20 protein-coding genes and 1 pseudogene are annotated in these 24,459 nt (G+C 48.6%); 15 read left to right on the forward strand and 6 right to left on the reverse strand.

Annotated elements, in window-relative coordinates:
• Positions 1-153 precede the first annotated feature (153 nt).
• Complete coding sequence (locus ACOCLE_RS05795; RefSeq protein ID WP_419535895.1) at positions 154-1,260, reverse strand: SET domain-containing protein-lysine N-methyltransferase; 1,107 nt, start codon at positions 1,258-1,260, stop codon at positions 154-156.
• 211 nt (positions 1,261-1,471) lie between these two features.
• On the opposite strand from ACOCLE_RS05795, the gene dnaE reads away from it, so the two are divergent.
• The 9 genes from dnaE to ACOCLE_RS05840 all read left to right on the forward strand — a co-directional run bounded on the left by dnaE (position 1,472) and on the right by ACOCLE_RS05840 (position 14,669).
• On the forward strand, positions 1,472-4,981 hold the full coding sequence (dnaE, locus tag ACOCLE_RS05800; protein WP_419535896.1) for a DNA polymerase III subunit alpha: 3,510 nt from the start codon (positions 1,472-1,474) through the stop codon (positions 4,979-4,981).
• 110 nt (positions 4,982-5,091) lie between these two features.
• Complete coding sequence (locus ACOCLE_RS05805; protein WP_419535897.1) at positions 5,092-6,741, forward strand: acyl-CoA dehydrogenase family protein; 1,650 nt, start codon at positions 5,092-5,094, stop codon at positions 6,739-6,741.
• Between the two features lie 304 nt (positions 6,742-7,045).
• On the forward strand, positions 7,046-7,996 hold the full coding sequence (gene accA / locus ACOCLE_RS05810; protein WP_419535898.1) for an acetyl-CoA carboxylase carboxyl transferase subunit alpha: 951 nt from the start codon (positions 7,046-7,048) through the stop codon (positions 7,994-7,996).
• Between the two features lie 152 nt (positions 7,997-8,148).
• Positions 8,149-9,423, forward strand: coding sequence for a tRNA lysidine(34) synthetase TilS (gene tilS, locus ACOCLE_RS05815; protein WP_419535899.1), 1,275 nt, complete (start codon positions 8,149-8,151; stop codon positions 9,421-9,423).
• 161 nt (positions 9,424-9,584) lie between these two features.
• Entirely contained in the window at positions 9,585-11,216 is a 1,632-nt protein-coding gene (locus ACOCLE_RS05820) for a CTP synthase (RefSeq protein WP_066016131.1), read from the forward strand.
• A 47-nt stretch (positions 11,217-11,263) separates the two neighbouring features.
• Complete coding sequence (gene kdsA / locus ACOCLE_RS05825; RefSeq protein WP_419535900.1) at positions 11,264-12,115, forward strand: 3-deoxy-8-phosphooctulonate synthase; 852 nt, start codon at positions 11,264-11,266, stop codon at positions 12,113-12,115.
• A 254-nt stretch (positions 12,116-12,369) separates the two neighbouring features.
• Positions 12,370-12,750 (forward strand): hypothetical protein, encoded by a 381-nt coding sequence (locus ACOCLE_RS05830; RefSeq protein ID WP_419535901.1) that lies wholly within the window; start codon positions 12,370-12,372, stop codon positions 12,748-12,750.
• Positions 12,751-12,772: 22 nt separating this feature from the next.
• Positions 12,773-13,111, forward strand: a complete 339-nt coding sequence (locus ACOCLE_RS05835) for a hypothetical protein (protein ID WP_419535902.1) — start codon at positions 12,773-12,775, stop codon at positions 13,109-13,111.
• 277 nt (positions 13,112-13,388) lie between these two features.
• A complete protein-coding gene (locus tag ACOCLE_RS05840) occupies positions 13,389-14,669 on the forward strand; it encodes an ISKra4 family transposase (RefSeq protein WP_419532972.1) in 1,281 nt (426 codons plus the stop codon).
• Here ACOCLE_RS05840 and ACOCLE_RS05845 read toward each other — a convergent pair.
• From ACOCLE_RS05845 to pstS, 5 genes and pseudogenes are all read right to left on the reverse strand, one after another.
• Positions 14,664-14,924, reverse strand: coding sequence for a DUF6506 family protein (locus ACOCLE_RS05845; protein WP_419535903.1), 261 nt, complete (start codon positions 14,922-14,924; stop codon positions 14,664-14,666). The genes ACOCLE_RS05840 and ACOCLE_RS05845 overlap by 6 nt on opposite strands.
• A gap of 143 nt (positions 14,925-15,067) precedes the next feature.
• Positions 15,068-15,827, reverse strand: a pseudogene (pstB, locus tag ACOCLE_RS05850) (phosphate ABC transporter ATP-binding protein PstB).
• An 83-nt stretch (positions 15,828-15,910) separates the two neighbouring features.
• Positions 15,911-16,753, reverse strand: coding sequence for a phosphate ABC transporter permease PstA (gene pstA / locus ACOCLE_RS05855; protein ID WP_419535904.1), 843 nt, complete (start codon positions 16,751-16,753; stop codon positions 15,911-15,913).
• A 10-nt stretch (positions 16,754-16,763) separates the two neighbouring features.
• Positions 16,764-17,705, reverse strand: a complete 942-nt coding sequence (pstC, locus tag ACOCLE_RS05860; RefSeq protein ID WP_419535905.1) for a phosphate ABC transporter permease subunit PstC — start codon at positions 17,703-17,705, stop codon at positions 16,764-16,766.
• 77 nt (positions 17,706-17,782) lie between these two features.
• Positions 17,783-18,832, reverse strand: a complete 1,050-nt coding sequence (pstS, locus tag ACOCLE_RS05865) for a phosphate ABC transporter substrate-binding protein PstS (protein ID WP_419535906.1) — start codon at positions 18,830-18,832, stop codon at positions 17,783-17,785.
• 212 nt (positions 18,833-19,044) lie between these two features.
• Between pstS and ACOCLE_RS05870 the strand changes: the two genes are divergently transcribed.
• The 6 genes from ACOCLE_RS05870 to ispF all read left to right on the forward strand — a co-directional run bounded on the left by ACOCLE_RS05870 (position 19,045) and on the right by ispF (position 24,324).
• Complete coding sequence (locus tag ACOCLE_RS05870) at positions 19,045-19,329, forward strand: DUF406 family protein (RefSeq protein WP_419535907.1); 285 nt, start codon at positions 19,045-19,047, stop codon at positions 19,327-19,329.
• A gap of 271 nt (positions 19,330-19,600) precedes the next feature.
• Positions 19,601-20,893: a phosphopyruvate hydratase gene (gene eno, locus ACOCLE_RS05875; RefSeq protein ID WP_419535908.1), complete on the forward strand. Its 1,293-nt coding sequence runs from the start codon at positions 19,601-19,603 to the stop codon at positions 20,891-20,893.
• A 165-nt stretch (positions 20,894-21,058) separates the two neighbouring features.
• Positions 21,059-22,564: an IS66 family transposase gene (tnpC, locus tag ACOCLE_RS05880; RefSeq protein WP_419532963.1), complete on the forward strand. Its 1,506-nt coding sequence runs from the start codon at positions 21,059-21,061 to the stop codon at positions 22,562-22,564.
• 195 nt (positions 22,565-22,759) lie between these two features.
• A complete protein-coding gene (locus ACOCLE_RS05885; protein WP_419535909.1) occupies positions 22,760-23,032 on the forward strand; it encodes a septum formation initiator family protein in 273 nt (90 codons plus the stop codon).
• 78 nt (positions 23,033-23,110) lie between these two features.
• On the forward strand, positions 23,111-23,845 hold the full coding sequence (gene ispD / locus ACOCLE_RS05890) for a 2-C-methyl-D-erythritol 4-phosphate cytidylyltransferase (protein ID WP_419535910.1): 735 nt from the start codon (positions 23,111-23,113) through the stop codon (positions 23,843-23,845).
• On the forward strand, positions 23,845-24,324 hold the full coding sequence (gene ispF / locus ACOCLE_RS05895; protein WP_419535911.1) for a 2-C-methyl-D-erythritol 2,4-cyclodiphosphate synthase: 480 nt from the start codon (positions 23,845-23,847) through the stop codon (positions 24,322-24,324). Before ispD ends, ispF begins: the two co-directional genes overlap by 1 nt.
• The last annotated feature ends 135 nt before the right edge of the window (positions 24,325-24,459 follow it).

Below are 24,459 nucleotides of genomic sequence, written 5' to 3' on the forward strand. Positions count from 1 at the left end.
TGATATAACGGTTTTTTGGGTGTCTTTTTTGAAAAAATGTCATAGTTATCATCAACTTTAATTTCCATAGTCTGCATTTTTACTCTAATCCATTATTGAAATTACTATGTGTTTTAATGACAGCATCTCCAGACTCCTCCAAAAGGTACGAAATTATCGGCCTTTCCAGTAAAACTGCCCATAATCGATTAATAGTTCACACTTCTTCTTTATCTTGTTAATGCTTACAACAAAAATATAGGGCCATCCCTGGTAAATAATCAACGCGAAGCAGGCATTGTCGTTTAGAACAGGGTCATCTTTGGAATATGTAGTGTTTGCGTTAATGCAGAGCGTGAGGTTTCCATGTCCGTAACCACACAGATCAATCTGCATACTATCAATGGAACAGTCAACCGCATAACGGCCAACATTTGAGCCATAGTAAGCTTTTTCCCTGAGAATATCTGAGCCGATACAGTAGAGACCTGCATAAGGAGCAACTACAGAGTAAGGTGGGATATCTCTGGCAGCAAGGACACCGTAGTGCCCATGCAGTTTTTTGCGTGGGTCTGAATTATTTATGGTTGTGGGCTGTAACAAGGCATCAATGGAGTTCTTGCGGCCACCTGCACTGAGGGATAGCCAGTGCTCAATGGTTTTGCCCCAATAGTCTGGGTTCAGTAGGTTGTGATTTTCAAAATCAGCGCGTACTGATTTTTTGACTTGTTCCGGTAATATTACTTTGGTCTTGCTTTTTCCTTGCCTTAAGGATTTTTTAAGGATTTCTGCATTTTTCCCAAGAGAAAATAATGGAGCTTTGTTGTCCCAATATTTGGTGAGAACTATTTTTTTCTTCTTTTTATTTCTTTTCTTTTGTCTGTTTTTGATTTGATGGTTTTTGCTTTTGGCTTTTATGATTGTTTTATCAAGTAGCTGTTGAAATACAAGTGGCGTATGTTCAATTTTTTGTTTGATAAGATGTAGCTGGCTTTCTGGGTGTGGTAATTGCTCTATATAAGGTATGTGATGCGTTGGCTTTTTCAGGTTTATCATGTCCTCTTTATCTTTTCGATCGTTTAGATGTTTTGGGTTGACTTCTTGGGTAACTTGTTTTCTTCGTGCTAATGGTGTTTCCATGCTTGGGTTTGTTATTGTTTTTTGTTGCAATTGATTTGTTCTGTTTTTAATATCTGCGATATTGCTCTGCACATTTGTGCATAATATTTCTTGTTTCGAAAGAGGTTGTATTTTAGTTGGCGTATTAACTGGATTGCTCATTGTTATTAATGGTGGATAGTTTATGTCTGGTTTTTTAGTATTGGGAATCTTATAGTGTTGACTGATGCTTTTCAAATATGCGTCATTTTCCTTTTTGCATTTATTGCGTACTTATTTAATAAGTGTTGAATATTTCTTTAAATATTAATTTGTTAGGTGTGTCCCTTCATTGTTATCATAACCTGATTGCCATTCAGGACTTTCCCCATCCATGACAGCACGATTTATCCACTTGCGGGTGCATACCGAGTTTTCCCTCAGCGACGGACTGGTGCGTATAAAACCGCTGATCAGTTCGATTTCGGGCTCTGGTGCTCCAGCGGTCGCGGTGACTGACCAGTCCAACCTCTGCTCGCTGGTGAAGTTCTATTCGGGAGCCATGGGAGCGGGTATCAAGCCGATTTGTGGCGCTGACCTCTGGGTAGAAAACCCGGTGGATGAGCATGCACCGTCCCGTCTGGTGCTGCTGTGTATGAATGAGCAGGGCTATCACAACCTGACAGAGCTGATCTCCAGAGCGTTTATGGAAAATCAGCACCATGAGAAGGCCCTGGTAAAACGTGAGTGGATCATGGCCCAGTCGGAAGGGCTGATTGCCCTCTCTGGTGCCAGGGAAGGGGAGATTGGTCGGGCACTGGTGGCTTGTAAGAAGCAGTTTGCCAGTGACTTGCTCCAGGAGTGGATGGGCGCGTTTCCTGATCGCTTCTACCTGGAACTGCATCGTACCAACCGGGCAGGGGATGAAGAGTGCGTTCATGGATCGGTGAATCTGGCGGCGGAATTCAACTGTCCGGTGGTGGCGACCAATGATGTGATGTTCATGACCCGGGATGATTTTGAAGCCCATGAGTCCCGGGTATGCATCGGTGAGAGTGTGGTTCTGGATGATCCCCGCCGAGAACATCGCTACAGTGAAGAGCAGTACCTGAAATCTGAAGAAGAGATGGTTGAACTGTTCTCGGATATTCCTGAGGCACTGGCTAACTCTGTTGCCATTGCCCAGCGCTGTTCAGTGAATGTCAAACTGGGTGAGTACTTCCTGCCGGAATATCCAGTACCTGAAGGTAAAACCATGGATCAGTTTTTCCGTGAGTTTTCCCATGACGGACTGACTGAAAGACTGGAGTTTCTGTTTGATACGTCGGCACCCGATTTTCCAGAAATCGAAAAAACCTACCGGGACCGACTGGATTTTGAGCTGAATACCATTCTTCAGATGGGGTTTCCGGGCTACTTCCTGATCGTAATGGACTTTATCCAGTGGTCCAAAAATAATGGTATCCCGGTGGGCCCTGGCCGGGGTTCCGGTGCGGGGTCTCTGGTGGCCTATGCCCAGAAAATTACCGACCTTGATCCAATCAAGTATGACCTGCTGTTTGAGCGATTCCTGAATCCTGAACGGGTATCGATGCCCGACTTTGACGTTGACTTCTGTATGGAAGGACGGGACCGGGTCATTGATTATGTGGCCCGAACCTACGGGCGTAACGCGGTTTCCCAGATCATCACCTTCGGTACCATGGCGGCCAAGGCAGTGGTTCGGGATGTGGCCCGTGTTCAGGGTAAATCTTATGGTCTGGCGGATCGTCTTTCCAAAATGATCCCTTTTGAAATCGGGATGACCCTCAGCAAGGCCTATGAGCAGGAAGAGGCGATTCGGGAGTTTCTGGAGACCGATGAAGAGGCCGCTGAAATCTGGGAGATGGCACTTAAGCTGGAAGGGGTCACTCGTAATGTCGGTAAGCACGCCGGTGGTGTGGTTATTGCGCCCACCAAACTGACGGATTTCGCACCGCTTTACTGTGATGAGCACGGCAAAGGGGTGGTGACCCAGTATGACAAGAATGATGTGGAATACGCAGGTCTGGTTAAGTTTGACTTCCTTGGCCTGCGTACTTTGACCATTATTGACTGGGCCCTGAAATTGATTAATCCCCGACGTGAGCAGCGGGGTGAAGAGCCGTTGGCGATTGAAGCCATCGACCTTGAAGATAAAAGCTCCTACGACATGTTGAAGCGGGCGGAAACCACCGCGGTATTCCAGCTGGAATCCCGTGGAATGAAAGACCTGATCAAGCGTCTCCAGCCTGACTGTTTTGAAGATATTATCGCACTGGTGGCCCTGTTCCGTCCTGGTCCGTTGCAGTCAGGAATGGTGGACAATTTTATTAACCGTAAGCATGGTCGGGAGGAACTCTCTTTCCCGGATGCCCAGTATCAGCATGAGTGGCTTCAGCCAATTCTGCAGCCCACCTACGGCATTATCCTGTACCAGGAACAGGTCATGCAGATTGCCCAGGTGCTGGCTGGTTATACCCTGGGCGGTGCGGACATGCTTCGTCGTGCCATGGGTAAGAAAAAGCCGGAAGAAATGGCCAAGCAGCGGGCGGTCTTTGAAGAGGGCGCTATCAGCCAGGGAATTGATGGCGAGCTTGCCATGAAGATCTTTGACCTGGTAGAGAAGTTTGCGGGTTACGGCTTTAACAAATCTCACTCTGCAGCGTACGCCCTGGTCTCTTATCAGACGCTCTGGCTGAAGGCTCACTATCCATCGGAGTTTATGGCTGCGGTAATGAGCTCCGATATGCAGAATACCGATAAGGTGGTGACCTTTATCGAAGAGTGTCGGGATATGGGGCTTACCGTGCTGCCTCCCAGCGTGAACAGCGGCGAATATATGTTCGGCGTTAATGACGATGGACATATCGTCTATGGTCTGGGGGCTATTAAAGGGGTGGGTGAGGGCCCTATTGAGGCAATCGTCAGGGCTCGAAATGAAGGTGGGCCATTCAAGGATCTGTTTGACTTCTGTGAGCGGGTTGATGCCAAAAGCATCAACAAGCGGGTTCTGGAGGCATTGATCAAATCAGGCGCCTTGGACCTGCTTGGTCCCGCGCCTGAAAAGCCTGCGCAGTTGAATTTCAATCGTGCCGTGCTTGAAGCGAGTCAGCTTGAGGCAATCAAAGCAGCCGACCAGGCGGCTAAAAACCTGGATTCCGGTCATATGGATATGTTTGGTGCTCTGGTACCTGCCGGAGAAGAAGATGTTTACGACACTTATCTGAAAACTGGTGAGTGGACGGATAAGGTTCGACTTGGCGGCGAGAAAGATACCTTAGGGCTCTATCTTACTGGTCATCCTATTGATGAATACGAAAGTGAAATTCGGCACTTTATCCGAAACCGTATCAAGGATTTGCAACCCGCCCGCGGTGATAGCCAGAATATTGCCGGGCTGGTGGTGGATATGCGGGTTATGAAAAACAAGAAGGGGGACAAAATGGCGTTTGTTACCCTGGATGACCGTACCGCACGGATTGAGGTGTCGTTTTTTGCCGATGTGTTTGCCGAGTATCAACACCTTCTGCATAAAGATGCTGTGCTGGTGGTGGAAGGTGAAGTCACTTTTGATGATTACTCCGGTAGTCTAAAAGTCCGCTCGAAGAAAGTAATGAAAGTGGTGGATGCCCGCAGCCATTATGCCCGCCGCCTGGTGCTTGAGGTTTCTCATGAGCAGATTGACGGCCATTTTGGGCGAAAGCTGTCGTCCATGCTGAGCGAACAACCAGGTCGACTCCCGGTCAGAATTGATTACCGTCGGGAAGATGCCTGTGCCAGCTTGATGCTGGGCGAGCAATGGCTGGTTAGCCCCAGTGATGAACTGGTGCTGGAACTTAGACAGTGGCTTGGCAAGAATGCGGCGAAAGTTGAGTATGCCTGACAGAAAATAATGACTGTGCGCACTGAACGGAAGTCGATCTGAAGTGGGAGCTGCAGAGGTTTTGCAGTCTCCCTTTTCATAGAAAAACATAAGAAAACTGAATGGGGAGTATGCTTATGAATAGCCCCTCTGTGACCGCTGGAACTCATACCGTTTTCAATCAGCCTCCACCTCTGGATCCTTATAATCTCTTTTCCACAGATACGTCGTTAAAGGAAGCGTTGTCTCCACTGTCCTGGGCTGAGCCTCTGCTGAAGGATTATGGTCATCTGGCAGGTCATGAATTTTTTTCAGCGGGCTTCCTTGCCAATCAAAACCAGCCCCTATTGCGAACCCATGACCGGTTTGGCAACCGAATTGACCGGGTTGATTTTCATCCGGCCTATCATCAGCTGATGAAATCAGCTATTGAACATGGCCTGCCATCATTACCCTGGAGCAATACGAATCCTGGTGCTCAAGTGGCTCGAGCTGCCATGATGTATCTGCACAATCAGGTTGAAGCCGGTACCTGCTGTCCTCTCACCATGACCTTTGCTGCGGTGCCTGCCCTGAATCAGCAGCCGGACCTGGCCAGTCGCTGGTTACCGTTGATGACCTCCCGACAGTACGATCCAGACGATAAACCCTGGTATGAAAAGCCGGGTGTTACGCTGGGAATGGCCATGACGGAGAAGCAGGGTGGAACCGATGTACGTGCCAATACGACCCGTGCGGTGCCGCTTGGCAAAGGTGGGCCGGGGGGGCTTTATGCTCTGACCGGGCATAAATGGTTCTGCTCGGCCCCAATGAGTGATGGGTTTCTGGTGCTGGCCCAGGCATCAAAAGGACTGTCGTGTTTTTTATTGCCTCGGTGGCGTGAGGATGGCCAGCGAAATGGGTTGCACATTCAACGGTTGAAAGACAAGTTGGGGAATCGCTCCAACGCCTCTGCTGAAGTGGAGTTTCAGGAGGCCCATGGCTGGTTGATTGGTGAAGAGGGGCGTGGGGTTCATAGCATTATTCAGATGGTGGCGCTGACGAGATTTGATTGCATCACCGGCTCTGCAGCCCTGATGCGACAGGCCGCTGCTCAGGCTATACACCACTGCAGTTACCGCCAGGTTGCCGGTAAGTTGTTAACCGAACAGCCACTGATGGAGAATGTTCTGGCAGATCTGGCTCTGGAAAGTGAGGCTGCTCTGGCATTCAGCCTGCGGGTTGCCCGTAGCCTTGATTGTCCTGATGATGAATACGAACAGCTGTTTTGCCGAATAGCGACAGCGATTGGAAAATACTGGGTCTGTAAACGGGCGCCTGGACATATCAATGAGGCTCAGGAGTGTCTCGGTGGGGCAGGTTATGTGGAGGAGTCCATTCTACCAAGGCTTTATCGTGAGGCACCGGTCAATTCCATATGGGAAGGCAGTGGAAATGTTCAGTGTCTGGATATTCTGAGAACACTGCAACGGCAACCTGATTCATTGAATGTCCTGTTTACTGAGCTGGAAAAAACCTCTGGAGCGGATACTCAGTTGGATCTGTGTGTTACCAACTTGAAGAACGACCTGGTAAATCCCGCTAACGCTCACTTTCAGGCTCGCCGATTGGTTGAAGGTCTGGCGATTTGTCTGCAGGCAAGCCTGTTGCTGCAGTCCGGCAATGCACTGGTGGCCAGTAGCTTTCTGAGAGGGCGACTGGATAGAGTCGGGCTGGCCTATGGCACATTACCGGTGGGAATTGCCTGTCGAGACCTGATAGAAAGAGCCCGTCCGAGGTAGTTTTGTGGCGGGCACAAATGGCCATTCTTTAAAGTATTGCCCGTTTGTTGTGCCCGAGGACTACAATACCGTTGATTTGTTTACAGGCGATTACGCTTTTTAACTCGACTTTCCGGCGGTGTTTACGTATTTTGATCCCTATTTACTATCCGGCCATGATTAAGCGGAGCCTGAGAGACAATCCGGTCACCCATGACAGGACAGACAAAACTGTCAGATACGAGGGAGTCGTTGGGATTGCCGGGCAGCGGGTTGTGCTGGTGGCAAACAGCCTTGAACGTCTCTGAATAGATAAGTGGATTTCATGAACCCGAATTACCTGGATTTTGAACAGCCAATTGCTGAACTGGAAGCCAAGATAGAAGAGCTTCGGCTGGTCAGCAGCGATGCAGAACTGAATATTACAGAAGAGATTGCGACACTGCAGGATAAGTGCCGCAGTCTGACGGACTCCATTTTCAGCAACCTTTCTTCATGGCAGGTAGCTCAGCTGGCCAGACATCCCAGAAGGCCTTACACGCTGGACTATATTCGCCATATTTTCACCGAGTTTGATGAGCTCCATGGTGATCGCCATTTTGCCGATGACCCTTCCATTGTTGGTGGTATGGCTCGACTGGATGGTCGACCGGTCATGGTCATTGGCCATCAGAAAGGGCGTGAGATCGAAGAGAAGGTTCGCCGGAATTTCGGCATGCCAAAACCGGAAGGTTACCGTAAAGCCTGTCGCCTGATGGAAATGGCTGAGCGTTTCAATATGCCCATCCTGACATTTATTGATACTCCGGGTGCCTATCCTGGTATCGGGGCAGAGGAGCGTGGGCAGAGTGAAGCGATTGCCTTCAATCTGGCGGTAATGTCACGTCTGAAAGTGCCGGTAATTTCCACAGTTATTGGTGAAGGTGGTTCCGGTGGGGCATTGGCCATCGGCGTTTGCGATCATCTGGTGATGATGGGGTATTCAACTTACTCTGTGATTTCACCTGAGGGCTGTGCATCTATCCTCTGGAAAAAAGCCGAGTATGCCTCTACCGCTGCTGAAGCCATGGGTGTGACCGCCGGTCGTTTGAAAGAGCTGGGTCTGGTGGATACCCTGGTGGAAGAGCCATTGGGTGGTGCACATCGTGACCCTGAAGCGGCGGCTGCCAGTTTGAAAGCAACACTGGTGAGTCAGTTGAATACACTTACAACGCTGGACAGCGACACCCTGCTGGAAAATCGTTATCAGAAGATCAGGGACTTTGGATCACTTTGATTTCAAAAACGATTTCAAAACGGATTGCAAAAAACAACTCAGAGATCGTCTCCTGTCACCCACTCAGTCCTGAGTGGGTGCTTGGTCAATTATCTTCAAGTCTGCAGTTGCCAATATCTGAATGCCCTTTAACGGTTGCATTCAGTGGTGGTGTGGATTCTACCGTTTTACTCCATTTGCTGATCTGCCTGCGTGATAAGGGCGATATCTCTGATGTTTCTGCCGTTCATGTTCATCATGGTTTGAGTTGCTACGCTGATCAGTGGGCTGAGCACTGTCAATCGATATGTGATCGGTGGAAGGTGTCTTTGACAATTACCAGAGTGTCTCTGGAAAATCAGGGCTATGGTCTGGAACAGGCAGCCAGGGATGCTCGATACCAGGTATTTGTGAATGCCGTAAAAGAGGGTGGCTGCCTGCTGCAAGGGCATCATCGTGATGATCAAGCTGAAACGGTTCTGCTCAGGTTGTTCAGAGGAACCGGTGTTGATGGCATTCAGGGTATTCCTGGAAAAAGACCCCTGGGTAATGGGCTGTTGCTCCGCCCTTTATTGAATGTGCCGAGATCGGCGATTGAAGATTACGCCCGTTCAAATAGCCTCCAGTTTATTGAAGATGACAGCAATACGGATGAGCGCTTTTCCCGTAACTTTCTTCGTCAGCGACTGATACCCATGGTTGAAGAGCGCTGGCCAGGTGTGTCTGAACGATTGGTTGAATTTGTGCGGGAAGTGGGGCAGGTGAATCAGGTCGTGCAGCAGCATACTGCCGATCAGTTGGAAACGTGTATTGATTATCGTCCGCAATGGCTTCTTGATCAGCAACCGCTGATTAACATAGCAGCTATGAAGTTGCTTGATATCGGTTCCCAGCGACGCGTGGTTCGTGAGTGGTTGAAACTGCAGGAAATACAACCCCCCTCCAGAGAAACGCTTGAGCAGATATTTTTTGAAGTGGTTGAGGCTCGAGTTGATGCAGAGCCTCTGCTGAGAATTTCAAATCGCTTTACACTGACTCGCTATCAACAAATGCTGGTGGTACTGGATGAAGAAATTCGCCTGAACGCATTTGAACCCATGTTATGGGACTGGCGCAAAGAGCCTGTGCTGGAGCTGGGAGATCGCTCTCTGATCTGTCGTTCCGTTCAGGAGAAAGAAGGTAGAGTCATTCAACTGCCTCAAAAAACATTGCTGTTGAAACGTCGTTGCCACATATCAGGTGATGAAAAGTTTGCCATCGCTGGACGGCAAGGTCGAAAAACACTGAAAAAATGGCTTCAGGACTATAAAGTGCCACCCTGGTTGAGAGAGTATCTTCCGTTTATTTTTGATGGTAAGCAAATGGTAGCCGCTCCCGGTCTCTGGAGTTGTGTTGATGATGGTTCAGGCGATGTTGATGGTATTTCTCTCAGTTGGAAAAGCGCCTGACAACGCGAATGCCCTTCGGAAAACCGAGGGGTTATAATGGCCGAATATCCAACAATTAGCGGTATAACGGTTTTACGTTTACCGCCGGTTTTGGTATCCTGATATCCCATCTTGAGACTCTCTTTTCACCCCGCTTTAATTTAGATTCACAGCAGGTAAGCATGACGCGTTATATTTTCGTCACCGGCGGTGTTGTTTCCTCGTTAGGCAAAGGCATCGCATCGGCATCTCTCGCCGCCATTCTTGAGGCACGTGGTCTCAAGGTGACGATGCTCAAGTTGGACCCTTACATCAACGTTGATCCGGGTACCATGAGCCCTTTCCAGCATGGAGAGGTTTTCGTTACCGAAGATGGTGCAGAGACTGACCTGGACCTGGGTCATTACGAGCGTTTTATCCGTACCACCATGAAGCAGGGTAATAACTTTACCTCTGGCCGGATTTACCAGGACGTTCTGCGTAAAGAACGTCGTGGAGACTATCTGGGTGGTACCGTACAGGTTATTCCGCACATCACCGACGAGATCAAGCGCCGTGTGGTTAAAGGCGCTGGTGATGCGGACATCGCACTGGTAGAAGTAGGTGGTACTGTTGGGGATATTGAATCCCAGCCATTCCTGGAAGCCATTCGTCAGCTGAAGGTGGAGCTGGGCTCTCAGCGTGCCATGTTGATGCACCTGACCCTGGTGCCTTACATCAAAACAGCCGGTGAAACCAAAACCAAACCAACCCAGCACTCCGTAAAGGAGCTTCGCTCTATCGGTCTTCAGCCAGATATTCTGGTGTGTCGCAGTGAGCATTACATTGATGCCTCTGCTCGCCGCAAGATTGCGCTGTTTACTAACGTAGAAGAGCGTGCGGTTATCTCCCTGGAAGATGCCGACAGTATTTACAAAATCCCACGCATGCTTCATGAGCAGGGGCTGGATCAGATCATTGTTGATCGCTTCAATCTGGGTTGTCAGGAAGCGAATCTCTCCGAGTGGGATGACGTGGTAGATCGTGAGTTTAATTACTCTGAAGAGATCACCATCGCCATGGTCGGCAAGTACATGGAACTGCTGGATGCCTATAAATCGCTGATTGAGGCGATCAAGCATGCCGGCCTGAAAACCCGTACCAAGGTCAATATTCGTTATATCGACTCTGAAACGATTGAGCAGGATGGCCTTTCCGCTCTTGAAGGTGTGTCTGCCATTCTGGTACCGGGCGGCTTTGGTCACCGTGGTGTTGAAGGCAAGATTGAAACCGTGCGCTATGCTCGTGAGAACAAGATTCCTTTCCTGGGTATCTGTCTTGGCATGCAGGTGGCTGTCATTGAATACGCTCGACATGTCGCTGGTCTGGAAGGTGCTAACAGTACTGAATTTGATCGTCAGGCGGCCCATCCGGTTGTTGGTCTGATCACTGAGTGGATCGATGCTGACGGTATGGTTGAAAAGCGTGACGAGGGCTCTGATCTGGGTGGAACCATGCGCCTGGGTGCTCAGAACTGTAACCTGGTTGCCGGTACTCACTCCCGTGAAGCATATGGTCAGGATGTTATTACCGAGCGTCACCGTCATCGTTATGAAGTGAATAACCATTACGTTGAGACACTGGAAGACGCTGGTCTTGTTATCGCCGGTCGTTCAGAAGACAACAGCCTGGTAGAGATTGTTGAGGTTAAAGATCATCCATGGTTTGTAGCCTGTCAGTTCCATCCGGAATTTACCTCAACGCCTCGTGATGGCCACGGTTTGTTTTCTGCCTTTATTAATGCAGCGCAGGCTTTCAAGCACGCTTCTAACTGAAGCCAGTTGAGAATGCCTGCTTTTGTAGAGAGCCTGAAGGAACGTTTGTGAAAAGCAAAATTGTTGATGTTAATGGAATTCAGGTCGCTAATGATCTGCCGTTCGTCCTGTTTGCCGGGATGAATGTGCTGGAATCAAGAGACCTGGCCATGAAAGTGGCAGAAGAGTACGTAAGGGTTACCGAAAAACTCGGTATTCCTTATATCTTCAAGGCTTCTTTTGATAAGGCTAACCGTTCGTCAATTGCTTCGTACCGTGGTCCGGGCATTGATGAAGGGCTGAAGATTTTTCAGGAACTGAAGGCAACCTTCGGTTTTCCGATCATTACCGATGTTCATGAACCTCATCAGTGCCAGTCTGTGGCTGAAGTGGTGGATGTGATTCAGCTGCCTGCGTTTCTGGCCCGCCAGACGGACCTGGTAGAAGCCATGGCAAAAACCGGTGCAGTCATTAACATCAAAAAGCCGCAGTTTCTCAGTCCTGGCCAGATGGGTAATATCACGGATAAATTCCGTGAAGCAGGCAATGATCGCCTGATTCTCTGTGAGCGTGGTGTGAACTTTGGCTACGACAACCTGGTGGTTGATATGCTTGGTTTTCACACCATGAAACAGGTAAGCGGTGGCGCACCGGTGATCTTCGATGTGACTCACTCGCTGCAGTGCCGTGACCCAATGGGTGCTGCTTCCGGTGGCCGTCGTCATCAGGTGACTGAACTGGCTCGTGCCGGTATGGCGGTTGGTCTGGCAGGACTGTTCCTGGAAGCCCATCCTGACCCTGATAATGCCCGCTGTGATGGTCCTTCCGCTCTGCGTTTGTCCATGCTTGAGCCATTCCTGGCTCAGATCAAAGCACTGGATGAGCTGGTGAAGTCTTTCAAAGAGCTGGATACAAACTAAGTACTATTGTTGTACTTTAAACCTCTTGCTTTGTTGAAGAGCGGGAGGTTTTTTTATGGCTGAGAACTTTTTTGTTGAGTAAGGTCGTAATACCAATCGAACTTTCCAGCTACCTATTGCGCTGATAATCTGAGCTTTATATCCTGTGTTTCTCATTCCCACGCTCTGCGTGGGAATCCATAGTGCTGGTTATGAATTGGTGGAAAAGCGTTATCGAGTAGAGTTTGGGAAGATAAAACATGGTGATAAAGTCTATGCCTGGCCAGTTAAATCAAACAAGGATCGCCATGAATATAAGAATATTTTTTTTCGTTAAGGTCTTTGATAACGAACAATATGCTGAGGAGTTCATAAAAGGAAGGTTGTTCGCTAATCGGCTTTCCTATTTTAGGAAACTCGAAGAAGGGGAAAATGCTAATCGTAGCGACTTTTACGAAGGCTTATATGCATGGCATCAACCAGATCAAATTAGGTTTGAAATAAATGGTCGAGAAATCACTGATATAGCAGGACCGGTTTCAGTCCAGAATATGCACTGTGACAGTCTTAACCTCTTCTGTATATATACTGCTCATAACGGGGGTTTTGAAAACACATCATTTGACTCTTTAGAAGCGTTAAAAAAAGCAATTTGAGATTTCTGAAGAGTGTCAAAAGTTGGGTGAGTATGCGGTTATAGTCACGGATGTCAAAGCGTTCATTGACCGAATAACTCTAGCAGCTCAAGCTAACAATTTTGGTATGGAATCTAGACTGGTCGAGTATTACGATCCCGCATCATTCAATGGCACATTTGATGAAGTCGATGTAATCTTTCGAAAGCGTATCGAGTATAAACATCAAAAAGAATATCGTTTTGCAATACATACTGGTACTGAAGGAGACGAACCTCTCATATTGGGTATTGGAGATATCAGTGACATCACAACAAAATGCAAAGCTACTGAAATAAATAATTATTTTGAGGTAAAACCTCGAAATAGACAAACTGCTTAGATGCTGAGCTACGCAGCACTTTTCTATGGATTCTTGCGGTGTATTAAAAAAATACCGTAGTCGTCCTCTAACGTATCTTTATAGCCACCATCTGTGAGATTTTTTGTATTTCTAAAGACCTAGCAAGTCAACCAGAGGCCTTCTGCTTTCAGGGCCATAATAGACTGCACCAACAGGTACCCTGTTTTCGGTTTGGGTGCTCTCTCTGAATGATTGAAACAATAGTGCTCTATTTTCACAGCTACTATGGGAACACCACTCATAATAGTTAACTGTCATGCCCGCTTCTGTTATTTCCAGCTCTACCAAAAGCATCGTTTTGCAAATTGAAGTTTCTATAGATTCAGGCAACATGCTGAATCTTGAAGATAGTTTACAGCGTGCACTCAATGAAGCCGGGCAGCTTGGAACAAAAGAGTTATTGGGGCTATTTGAATCACCCAATAAAGAACCTATCGTCGTTAATCAGCAGAAGTGGAACTACAAAGGAAAGGTTCTTAAGCACTATGAAACCTTATACGGTCGTATACCTTTGGAGCGCTCCGTATATCAGGGTGTCAGAGGTGGCAGTACTCTGGCAGCACTTGATCTTCGTGCCGGTATTATTGGTTCAGCTACCCCCAAATTTGCCAAGTCTATCGCCTGGAAATACAGCCAGATGCCAGCGCCTGCGGTAAAAGAAGATTTTGAGACCAACCATCAAAGGACGCTTTCAAATTCTTATATCAAGCATTTATCGGACAGAGTAGGTGCATTAATTGAAGACCAGCAAGACACTCACTACCACCTTCCTCCACTAAAAGAGCCTGTTGAAACAATAGCCATTGGTCTGGATGGAACCTGCATGCTGCTTTGTGAAGAAGGCTGGAGGGAAGCCATGTGTGGGACATTGAGCCTATATTCTGCAGATGGAGACAGGCTCCACACGATATATACAGCCAGTTCGCCAGAGTATGGTAAACAAAGCTTTATGAGCAAGCTCGACGAGGAGATTGCAGATCTAAAACGACTCTACCCAAATGCCACATACATCGGGGTAGCTGACGGGGCTAGAGAAAACTGGAGTTATTTGAAACAACATACCTCTGGGCAGATACTCGATTTTTATCATGCATCTGAATATTTAGCTGGAGCAGCGGAAGCACTGTTTCCAACCAGTAAGGCGAAGCGACACCAGTGGCTTGAAGACAGGCTACATAGTTTGAAAAACAAGCGTGGAGCAGCCAAAAAAATCCTTCAGGAAATTGAATCAGCCGAGCTCCCGAAAAAGACAATCGCACTGACAGAGAAGCGCTACAAAGCTGTGAGCTATTTTACAAACAATCACCAGTTAATGAATTATCATCAGGCGCTTAAACGCCATTGGCCAATAGGTTCAGGAGTTACTGAAGCGGCTTGTAAGACTCTGGTAAAGCAACGATTATGTGGTTCTGGAATGAGGTGGAAAGCAACAGGAGCGGAAGTGCTTTTGACAACAAGAGCACTGATCCAGAGTAAGGGGCGCTGGGAACAACTTTGGTCTGAGTTCATGACTGGAAAGGTTGAAGCTAACCTATGAGTCAGTTATCAAATTGAGAGAGCACCCTTCGGTTTCTTCCTTAACCAGTGCAATAATTTCAGCACTGGCAAGTCCTCCGCAGAGTTCAATCATCTGGACACCGTTTTTCTCAACCAGCTCTCTAGCAATATCTGCAGCAGTCTCTTTATGGGCCATATCTACTGCTGCACAGTAAAAGTGAGCTTTTTCGGTAATATTTTCCTGAATTGATGAGGTTTGTAATCCGGGCATGGCATAAATAAAAGCAAACTTCATGTGTACTCCTTTGAGCTCTCAGGCGGGCAAGTTGAATTTATTGGGAAGTATGGAGTGAAATTTTGGCAGAGGATAAAAGAAGTACAAGAAAGAGTATGAGAAGGAGAGGTTTGGGCTCCTCTCCTGATGGCCGATAAAGCGTGTCAGCCAAAATTGCCTGCAATATAGTCGCGGGTCTTCTGGTGGTCAGCGTTATGGAAGATTTTCTCGGTAGGGCCGAATTCCATCAATTCTCCCAGGTACATAAAGCCCGTGTAATCAGAGATGCGCATGGCCTGCTGCATATTATGGGTCACAATTACGATGGTGTACTTTTCTCGCAGCTCGGTAATCAGTTCTTCGATGGCTGCAGTGGCCAAGGGGGTCCAGTGCGGATGTTGGCTCATCCATAAGAATGACTTCGGGCTTCAGGGCAATAGTACGTGCTATGCAGAGGCGCTGTTGTTGTCCGCCAGAAAGGCTGCTGGCGTCGGCATCCAGTTTGTCCTTGACCTCTTTCCACAGGTGAGCACGTTTCAGTGCCTTTTTGGCTCGAACTGCCATTTGCGGGGCTGACATACCCCCCTGCATCTTCAGGCCAAAGGTAATGTTGTCATAGATGGACATGGGGAACGGGGTTGGCTTCTGGAAAACCATGCCGACCTTGGAACGCAAGGCGTTTAAGTCCACATTGTTTTTGAGAATATCCTCGCCGTCTAACAATACTTCACCTTCCGCATGTTGAGTGCCGTACAGGTCATAGATGCGGTTCATGGTTCGCAGCAGTGTGGATTTACCACAGCCGGATGGGCCGATCAGTGCAGTGACCCGGTTGTTGTAAATGGGCATATTGATGTTTTTCAACGCAGGCTCAGCGCCTTTGTTGTAGAAAAAATTCAGGCCATTGACTTCCATGCGCGGCATTGGACTGGCGCTACTCAGCTCAGTGACAGACGCGCTTTCTATTGGCTGGATTGTCGGGTTTTGCTCGATCGCTACATTCATGGTCATTTGGCAGCCTTTCTTGCTTTCAGCCAGCGAGGTAACACGGTGGCCAGAATATTGATAATCAGAATAAAGGTGGTGATCAGCAGAGCGCCGGCCCAGGCCAGCTCGTTCCATGATTCGTAAGGGCTCATGGCGTACTGGTAAATGGTCACGGGCAGGTTGGCCATGGGCTGGCTCATGTCTGTGGTCATGTAGTTGCTGTTCAGTGCGGTAAATAACAGTGGTGCGGTTTCACCGGTAATACGGGCCATGGCCAGCAGTACGCCGGTGATAATGCCGGGGCCGGCAGCGCGATAGCAGAGTTTGGTAATGACCTGCCAGCGGGGGGCACCCAGACCGCTGCCTGCTTCTTTCAGGGTGGTTGGCACGAGACGCAGCATCTCTTCAGTGGTGCTGACAATAATGGGCAGTGCCAGAATGGCCAGAGCGGTTGCACCTGCCCAGCCAGAGAACGAGCCGGTGGTAACCACCACGATTTTATAAACGAACAGACCGATCAGGATTGATGGGGCGCTCATCAGCATGCCGTTCAGAAAGCGCAGCATTTCCGCCGCTTTTGACGACTGATTGCTCTCGGATAACCAGGTGCCGGCCAGAATACCCAGCGGTGTGGCAATAACAATGCCCAGAGTGGTAAGCATCAAACTGCCTACAATGGCGTTTTTCAGTCCGCCATGACTTCCTGGTCCGGGTGTCAGCTCAGTAAAAATATGCAGTCCCATGCCGGCAATACCCTTGCCAACCAGGCTGTACAGTACGCTGGATAAAACAACCAGGCCAAACAGTGCTGAGAGTATGCAGAAACCGATAAAGGCCTGATTTTTGAGTTTTCGTAATGACATCACCGACTCCTTAACGCTTTCTCAACAGGATGCGCGCTGCACCCATCACCACAAAGGTCAGGATAAAGAGCACCAGCCCCAGACTGATCAAAGATGCAATGTGCAGTTCATTGGTGGCCTCATTGAACTGTTGGGCAATTGTGGAGGAGATTGAGCTGGCTGGCATAAAGAGCGATGTCTCAATGCGGTTGGCACCGCCAATCACAAAAGCGACCGCCATGGTTTCACCCAGGGCACGGCCAAGACCCAGAATACCAGCACCGACAGCGGCATTTTTGATGGTAGGCAGCAGTACCCGTGTAATGACTTCATAGGGTGTGGCGCCAATGCCGTAGGCTGCTTCACGAACCACATTCGGCACGGTTTTCAGGGCATCGCGGGTCAGGGCGGTGATGATGGGCAGGATCATAAACGACAGAATGATACCGGCAGCCAGCAGGCCGATGCCGATGGGAGGACCATCAAACCAGGGACCAATCAGGGGGATATTGACCAGATTCTCTAATGCCCAGAACTGGAAACCTTCAGAGAACCAGGGGGCAAAGACAAACAGTCCCCACATACCGTAGATAATACTGGGCACAGCAGCCAGCAGTTCAATGGCCATACCTACGGGCTTACTGATCCACTCTGGCGCCAGTTCGGCCAGAAAGATGGCAGTGCCAAGGCCAACGGGAATAGCGATAACGATGGCGATCAGTGACGAAACCAGAGTGCCGTAAATAGCGGCTGCGGCACCAAATTCACCACCGACCGGATCCCAGGTATTGCTGAAGATAAAACCAGGGCCAAACTTGGCAAGTGCCTGCCAGCCACCATCGATCAGGGAGAGAATGATGCCGATCAGCACCAGGAAAATTAATACGGCGCTGGCAAAGCTGAGGCGATGGAAAATGGAATCGCCGTTGATTGCGCCAGGTCGTAATGTGAGAGCACTGGTAGTGGAATGCATAACTGTCAGGAGGGCAATGAGCCGTCTAGCTCATTACCCTGAGATCCTTCCTACTTTATTGAATAAACGTCACTGGGTTACTGGATGATGGCCGTGCCTTTATGGGTCAGCTGCTCTTTCCAGGTGTTTTCAACCAGTTCAATAACACTGTCTGGCATGGGGATGAAATCCAGCGCTTCTGCCAGCTCGCCACCGTTTTCATAACTCCAGTCGAAGAACTTGACGATCTCTCTGGCGCGTCCGGCATCGACCTGATCCTTATGCATCAGGATGAAAGTGGCAGCGGTCATTGGCCAGGAATCAGCGCCAGGTTGGTTATTCAGCAGCAGGCGGAAGCCAGGCGCATTTTTCCAGTCAGCGTTCATTGCGGCTGCCTGGAAAGTTTCCATGGTTGGCTGCAGGAATTTGCCTTCAGCACTGGCCAGCTGGGTGTGACTCAGGTTGTTCTGTTTGGCAAAGGCATACTCGACGTAACCAATGGAACCGCGGGTGCGGCGGACAAAGTTGGCCACACCGGCATTACCGTTAGCGCCAATGGTTGTTGCTGCTTTTGGCCAGGTGATATCGGTGTTGGTGCCGACGTCGTTTTTCCAGGTTTCACTGACCTGACTCAGGTAGTCTGTGAAGTTATAGGTGGTTCCTGAACCGTCTGAGCGGTGAACAACATAAATGGATTGTCCTGGAATCTTCAGATCCGGGTTGATACTGGTAATGCGCTCATCATTCCACTTTTTAATCTTGCCCATATAGATGTCGGCAACAATGTCACCGGTCAGTTTCAGGGCGCCTGGTTCAATACCCGGAATGTTAACGACCGGAACAATAGCGCCCATCACCATTGGGAACTGGATCATGCCTTCATCATTGAGTCTCTGTTGATCCAAAGGCGCATCGGTGGCTCCAAAATCAACGGTTTTGGCTGTGATCTGGCGAATACCACCACCGGAACCGATGGCCTGATAGTTTATTTTGACGCCGGTTTCCTGGTTGTACTCTTCTGCCCACTTGGCATAGACAGGATGCGGGAAGCTGGCTCCAGCACCGTTGATTGACTTTGCGCTGGCTGCTCCGGAAAAAGCAGCGGCAGCTAAAACTGAGGATACGACAACTGACTTTAAGAACGTCATGGTTCTTTTCCCCCGAAAACGCTTTGAGAGTGTTTGTGTTTGATGGGAGCAAGAATAGGGGGGGACTGTTACAGAAATATTGCTCTAATGTTTCAGTTATATGACAGTTTTTTTTAGATTGAGTTGATCTACAGGAAGTTGTACGACATCGATTTGTTTCTACTATTGTAAGGGTGCCCTGCTATTTGTGTTTTCATAACAGGAGAACTGATATGGAGAATACGACCGTTGAGCTGGAGGTTGATGCCGATCACTGTTTTGAAATTGGTGAGGTGATTGTACCAGGTGACACTCACCTTGAAATGACGATAGAAGGGGATAATGAGCAACAGGCAAACGATCAGATGGCGAAGATGGAAGCATTGGCAAACAGCATTTCTGATCATTGCCAGATAAAGAAAACGGTAAATCACCGGTCGGGCAGTGTCACCATCGATGCCATGTTTGACTTTGACTGCACAGCTGAGAAGCTGATTTTTGAGCTGTATCTCAGGTAGTAACTTTACTTACATTGTTTTTGTTGTTTGATTACTGTTTGATCATTGTCGCTCGGTTTAAACGATGGTTAACAGGCGATTGACAGTAATTAACAGTAACGATCAAAAATCCACGAAGCTCAAGAATGGCGCGGTGTCCAGCGAAATTGTAAGGCTTTGACACAGGATTTTCCGGTGGTATAGTTGCCCCTCCCGTAACAATGCCGCATCCGTTTTACGGTATTGCTTACCTCTCACTTGAAATTTCCGAATTCTTCACCCGGAGTATCTCATGACCGCTATCAAGGAAATCAAGGCTCGCGAAGTCCTCGATTCTCGTGGTAACCCCACTGTTGAAGCTGACGTCATTCTTGAGTCTGGTGCCTTTGGTACTGCCTGTGCTCCCAGCGGCGCTTCTACTGGTTCCCGCGAAGCTCTGGAACTGCGTGATGGTGACAAGTCCCGCTACCTGGGCAAGGGCGTTCTGAAAGCCGTTGCCAATGTTAACGGCCCTATCCGTGAAGCACTGCTTGGTTTTGATGCCAACGACCAGCGTGGTCTGGATCAGAAGATGATCGATCTTGACGGTACTGACAACAAGGCCAAGCTTGGTGCCAACGCTATCCTGGCGGTGTCTCTGGCTACTGCCAAAGCCGCTGCTGCTGACAAAGGCATGCCTCTGTACGCTCACATTGCTGAGCTGAACGGTACTGCGGGTCAGTTCACCATGCCGGTTCCAATGATGAACATCCTGAACGGCGGTGAGCACGCTGACAACAACGTCGACATCCAGGAATTCATGATTCAGCCAGTTGGCGCCAAGAACTTCGCTGAAGCGCTGCGCATGGGTGCTGAAGTATTCCACGCTCTGAAGAAAGTACTATCTGACAAAGGCCTGAACACTGCGGTTGGTGACGAAGGTGGTTTTGCACCAAACCTGGCTTCCAATGCTGACGCCCTGGCTGTGATCAAAGACGCTGTTGCAGCTGCCGGTTACACTCTGGGTACCGATATCACTCTGGCTATGGACTGTGCGGCTTCTGAATTCTACGAAGATGGCAAGTACAACCTGAAAGGCGAAGGCAAAGTCTTCACTTCCAATGAGTTCTCTGACTACCTGAAAGGTCTGACCGAAGAGTACCCAATCATCTCTATCGAAGATGGTCTGGACGAATCTGACTGGGACGGCTTCAAGTACCAGACTGAACTGTTGGGCGACAAGATCCAGATCGTGGGTGACGACCTGTTCGTAACCAACACCAAGATTCTGAAAGAAGGTATCGACAAGGGCATCGCTAACTCTATCCTGATCAAGTTCAACCAGATCGGTTCCCTGACCGAAACTCTGGAAGCGATCAAGATGGCGAAAGATGCTGGCTACACTGCGGTTATCTCTCACCGTTCCGGTGAAACCGAAGACGCCACTATCGCTGACCTGGCGGTAGGTACCTGTGCTGGCCAGATCAAGACCGGTTCCCTGTGCCGTTCTGACCGTGTTGCCAAGTACAACCAGTTGATCCGTATCGAAGAGCAGCTGGAAGGCAAAGCGCCTTATCGTGGTATCGCTGAATTCAAGCGTGCCTGATTAGCCGTCAATGCTGGTTGAAAAAGGGAGGCTTATAGCCTCCCTTTTTTATGGGGTGAATTTGCTTCGTTTTACTGTAACTATTCAGCACCCTTCATATAAATCTGGAATTTTCTGATTTTTCGACCATCATCTTATACTCAATTTTTCTAACAAATCTCCAGTATGGAACCAGACTTCCCAGCTACTCCGTTTACCGAAGCTCTCCTTAAAGAGAATGAAGAGCTTCGGACCGAGAATGCGCTTTTACGGGAACGTTGCAGCGAACTGGAAGAAAGGGTTAATAAAAACAGTCAAAACAGTAGTAAGCCACCATCGTCAGATGGTTATCAAAAGCCCAGTAAAAAAGGGAGTGATAAAGGTGATACATCTTCCAAAGAAGCCCCCTGCTCCTCACAGGAAACACCGAACCCCAAAAGCCTTAGACCATCTTCAGGCAATAAACCAGGTGGCCAGAAAGGTCATCAAGGCTCTTGTTTGAGACGTGTCGCCTTACCCGATTATGTCAGGCATCTGAAGGTTGAAAAATGTTGCTGTTGCCAGTCTTCGCTTATCGATATTAAACCCACCAAATACATTGAGCGACAGGTTTTTGATCCAGGTAGACCCGGAGAATTTGAAGTTACCGCGTACTGGGCAGACGTTAAAGTATGTCCTTGTGGTAAACGGAACACCGCTGAGTTTCCCCAAGGAGTGAAAGCCGCTGCTCAATACGGAGAAGTGACTCAGGCAATGGCTGTTCATTTAAACCAGTATCACTTCATCCCATATCACCGGGTGTCTGAGTATTTCAATACTATTTATTGCATGAGTGTCAGCGCAGGCTCTGTTGCCAATTTTGTTGCCTATACCCATGAGAACCTGGCCTCTACTGAGCAGAGTATCCGCGATGCTTTACAAGAAAGTCCGGTTGCAGGAGCGGATGAAACTGGCATGCGGGTTGACGGTTCACTGTGGTGGTTACACATTATGCGAGATGACCAATGGACGCTTTACTACCTCTCAGAAAGGCGAGGTTGTGAAGCAATGGATGCAATGGGCATCCTGCTGACTTTTGCAGGCATTCTGGTTCACGATCATTGGAAGTCCTACTTTGCCTATGCGGCAGTGCATGTGCTTTGTAATGCCCATCATCTGAGAGAGCTTCAGGGAGTTGTCGATAGGGATGCGAATAAGCTGGCTCTGCGGCTGATGAAATTGCTTACGCTCTCCTGGCACTTCTGCAAGAAATACAAAGCAGCCGGTCTGACTCAAATGCCTGGTGCAATACAGCTTCGCATTGAGACGATATACGACCAAATCCTTCAAAGGGCTCTCACGAAGGAAACCGCTTATATGGAAAAACAACGACAGGTGCTTGGACGTAAGAAGGTCAGGAATACCAAGGCCTACAACCTGTTCAAAAGGCTTATTGAGTTTAAGGTTGAAACGTTGCGCTTCATGTCGGACTTTTCAATTCCCTTCGATAACAATGGCAGTGAACGTGATGCCAGGATGGCCAAACTTAAGCAGAAGATCTCAGGCTGCTTCAGAAGCGAAGACGGAGGTACCATGTTTACCCGAATCCGAAGCTATTTATCATCTGCTAAAAAGCAGGGGTTGAACATATTTCAGGCGCTTCTTAAAGCGGTTCGAAATTACAACAATACGCCTTTGCTGGGTGCTGAATAGTTACGTTTTACTTATTCTTTCTGCAATAGTCAGTATTAATGTGAACCAGTTCAAAGAACTGATCATGTGTTAAACCATTGGTACTCCTGTTAAACTTTATCATTAGGCTCAATTACTACCAGTTTCAGCTTCAGACATCATGATTTTGGTGTTACCCATACTGCTGGATAGTTACGGTTTAAAGCGGAACTGATTATGAAAAAACTGGCAATAGCCCTGTTAACACTGATGCTGGTTTACCTCCAAACCCGACTGTGGATTGGTGAAGGCAGTATGGCTGAACTGCTGACGCAAAAAGACAATCTTGAACGTTTCAGACTGGAAAATGAACGTTTGTACCAGCGTAACCGCCTGCTGGCTAAAGAAGTTGTGGAGTTGCAGCAGGGGATGGAAACGGTTGAGGAGAGAGCGCGGCAGGAGCTGGGCATGATTCGGCGTGATGAAACGTTCTTTCTAACTTACGATTAAACGGTACCGTTTTACCTATATTGATTTAGAGTCTGTTTTTTTCTCAGGCTCCTGGATGTTCAAAATAAGGGTGTCATAGTGAGTAGCGTAGAAGCCATGAACAAGGTTCGTTACTGGGCGGTCGTGCCTGCTGCAGGTGTTGGTCGCCGAATGAATGTCGACATTCCCAAACAGTATCTGGAAATCAAAGGTAAGCCTTTGATGGTTCATACTCTGGAGCGACTGCTGGATTTTCCCAGGCTGGAAAAGATAGTGGTGGTTCTTGATCATGAAGATGAGTACCACCAATCAATTGAGCTACTCAGAAACCCAAGAATTATGCTTGCCCAAGGGGGGGATGAGCGTTATCACTCGGTGCTGAATGGCTTGAAAGTATTGCTGGATATCGGCTCTCCAGATGACTGGGTTCTGGTTCATGACGTCGCCCGGCCTTGTATTCGCCGTTCAGACATGGACTGGCTGGTTAATCAGCTGCACGATCATCCTGTTGGCGGTCTGCTGGGTAGCCCTGTGACGGATACTATCAAAAGAGCCGGGGGCGATGATGTGGTTTCCGAAACGGTCGATCGTCAGGGGCTCTGGCATGCAATGACACCACAGATGTTCCGTCTGGGAATGCTTCACGGTGCGATGACAAAAGCAATAGCGGATAAGATGCCAGTGACTGACGAGGCAAGCGCTATCGAATACTCCGGAAAGCGGCCGGTGATGGTGGAAGGTCATGCCGATAATATCAAGGTGACCCGTGGAACTGATCTTGCTCTGGCCTCTCTATATATTGAACAGCAGTCGAAACTTATTGAGGTCTCTTGATGCGCATTGGTCACGGTTTTGATGTTCACCGCTTTGGTGAAGGGGATCATATTGTTCTGGGAGGGGTGAAAATCCCTCACTCCCATGGTCTGGTCGCCCATTCTGATGGTGATGTACTGCTTCATGCACTTTGTGATGCCCTGCTGGGTGCTGCAGGCCTGGGTGATATTGGGAAGCATTTTCCTGATACCGATGAGCGCTACGCTGGCATTGATAGTCGTAAGTTACTGCGTCATGTGATGGCTCTGCTTGATGAGCATGGCCTGGTTCCAGTTAATATGGACAGTACCATTATTGCCCAATCTCCCAAGATGGCACCTCACATTGATCAGATGCGCCAGAATATCAGTGAAGATATGGGTATTGATCCATCTCTGGTGAACGTGAAAGCCACCACTACCGAAAAACTGGGCTATACCGGGAGAAAAGAAGGCATTGCTGTGCACGCAGTCGTTCTGTTGAAAGACCTGAGACCATGATCCAGAGCGTGGAGCCTTCTGGACAGGAGGCTCACTATTCATTGTTATTTTCCGCTATGACCTTTCAATAACTGCATTAAACGCGGTATTGTTTATTATTAATTTTAACGCCATGTGCGACTTTTAGGTTTGCAT

Source organism: Endozoicomonas sp. (genome assembly GCF_965196975.1).
Taxonomy (GTDB): domain Bacteria; phylum Pseudomonadota; class Gammaproteobacteria; order Pseudomonadales; family Endozoicomonadaceae; genus Endozoicomonas.

Bases quoted from the DNA above. Each gene is read 5' to 3' on its own strand.
- ACOCLE_RS05795 (WP_419535895.1), bottom strand. From the start codon at position 1,260: ATGAGCAATCCAGTTAATACGCCAACTAAAATACAACCTCTTTCGAAA.
- dnaE (WP_419535896.1), top strand. From the start codon at position 1,472: ATGACAGCACGATTTATCCACTTGCGGGTGCATACCGAGTTTTCCCTC.
- ACOCLE_RS05805 (WP_419535897.1), top strand. From the start codon at position 5,092: ATGCTTATGAATAGCCCCTCTGTGACCGCTGGAACTCATACCGTTTTC.
- accA (WP_419535898.1), top strand. From the start codon at position 7,046: ATGAACCCGAATTACCTGGATTTTGAACAGCCAATTGCTGAACTGGAA.
- ACOCLE_RS05820 (WP_066016131.1), top strand. From the start codon at position 9,585: ATGACGCGTTATATTTTCGTCACCGGCGGTGTTGTTTCCTCGTTAGGC.
- ACOCLE_RS05830 (WP_419535901.1), top strand. From the start codon at position 12,370: ATGCCTGGCCAGTTAAATCAAACAAGGATCGCCATGAATATAAGAATA.
- ACOCLE_RS05840 (WP_419532972.1), top strand. From the start codon at position 13,389: ATGCCCGCTTCTGTTATTTCCAGCTCTACCAAAAGCATCGTTTTGCAA.
- ACOCLE_RS05845 (WP_419535903.1), bottom strand. From the start codon at position 14,924: ATGAAGTTTGCTTTTATTTATGCCATGCCCGGATTACAAACCTCATCA.
- pstA (WP_419535904.1), bottom strand. From the start codon at position 16,753: ATGTCATTACGAAAACTCAAAAATCAGGCCTTTATCGGTTTCTGCATA.
- pstC (WP_419535905.1), bottom strand. From the start codon at position 17,705: ATGCATTCCACTACCAGTGCTCTCACATTACGACCTGGCGCAATCAAC.
- pstS (WP_419535906.1), bottom strand. From the start codon at position 18,832: ATGACGTTCTTAAAGTCAGTTGTCGTATCCTCAGTTTTAGCTGCCGCT.
- ACOCLE_RS05870 (WP_419535907.1), top strand. From the start codon at position 19,045: ATGGAGAATACGACCGTTGAGCTGGAGGTTGATGCCGATCACTGTTTT.
- eno (WP_419535908.1), top strand. From the start codon at position 19,601: ATGACCGCTATCAAGGAAATCAAGGCTCGCGAAGTCCTCGATTCTCGT.
- tnpC (WP_419532963.1), top strand. From the start codon at position 21,059: ATGGAACCAGACTTCCCAGCTACTCCGTTTACCGAAGCTCTCCTTAAA.
- ACOCLE_RS05885 (WP_419535909.1), top strand. From the start codon at position 22,760: ATGAAAAAACTGGCAATAGCCCTGTTAACACTGATGCTGGTTTACCTC.
- ispF (WP_419535911.1), top strand. From the start codon at position 23,845: ATGCGCATTGGTCACGGTTTTGATGTTCACCGCTTTGGTGAAGGGGAT.